Source organism: Mesorhizobium sp. M2A.F.Ca.ET.039.01.1.1, from assembly GCF_003998035.1.
GTDB lineage: Bacteria > Pseudomonadota > Alphaproteobacteria > Rhizobiales > Rhizobiaceae > Mesorhizobium.
Genome location: NZ_RZRY01001271.1, coordinates 1 through 1001, shown reverse-complemented (window position 1 = coordinate 1001; position 1001 = coordinate 1). Strand labels below are relative to the sequence as shown.

General features: G+C 67.7%; 1 protein-coding gene. It reads left to right on the top strand.

Annotation, left to right across the window (positions count from 1 at the left end):
* The coding region (locus EOA24_RS39205) for an NAD(P) transhydrogenase subunit alpha (RefSeq protein ID WP_133374988.1) at positions 1 to 974 on the top strand (974 nt) is incomplete at its 5' end.
* Positions 975 to 1001: the final 27 nt, after the last annotated feature.

The following is a 1001-nucleotide window of genomic DNA, read 5'->3' as shown; positions in this document are numbered from 1 at the left end:
TCATGGACCCATACGGCAACGATGCCGCAGTGGCCGCCATGGCCAAGGCCGGCATCACCGCCTTCTCCATGGAGTTCATGCCGCGCATCACCCGCGCGCAGGTGATGGACGTTTTGTCCTCGCAGGCCAACCTTGCCGGCTACCAGGCGGTAATCGACGCGGCCGCCGAATACGATCGCGCGCTGCCGATGATGATGACGGCGGCGGGCACCGTGCCTGCGGCCAAGACCTTCATCATGGGCGTCGGCGTCGCCGGCCTGCAGGCGATCGCCACCGCGCGCCGCCTTGGCGCCGTCGTCACCGCCACCGACGTGCGCCCGGCGGTGAAGGAGCAGGTGCAGTCGCTTGGCGCCAAGTTCCTGGCGGTCGAGGACGAGGAGTTCAAGGCGGCCGAGACGGCAGGCGGCTACGCCAAGGAGATGTCGAAGGAATACCAGGCCAAGCAGGCGGCGCTGACCGCCGAGCACATCGCCAAGCAGGATATCGTCATTACCACGGCGCTTATCCCCGGCCGCCCCGCGCCGAAGCTGGTCTCGGCGGCCATGGTCGCCTCGATGAAGCCGGGCTCGGTGATCGTCGACCTCGCGGTCGAGCGCGGCGGCAATGTCGAGGGCGCGGTTCCCGGCAGGGTCGTGACGACCGAGAACGGCGTCAAGATCGTCGGCCATCTCAACGTGCCTGGTCGTGTCGCCGCATCCGCCTCGCTGCTCTACGCCAAGAACCTCTACGCCTTCCTCGAGACGATGGTCGACAAGGCGACGAAGCAGCTCGCCATCAAGCGCGACGACGAGCTGGTCAAGGCGACGATGCTGACCGACGGCGGCAAGGTCGTGCATCCGAACTTCGCCAAGGCGGCGGAGGAGCCGCGCACCGAGCCGGCGGCCATTCCGGCGACGACCATGGTTGCCGAAGCCGCCGACGCGAAGCCGGCGGCCAAGAAGAAGGCCGCAGCCAAGCCTAAGGGGACCGCGTGATGGAACAGCTGCAGAAAGCCCTCGATC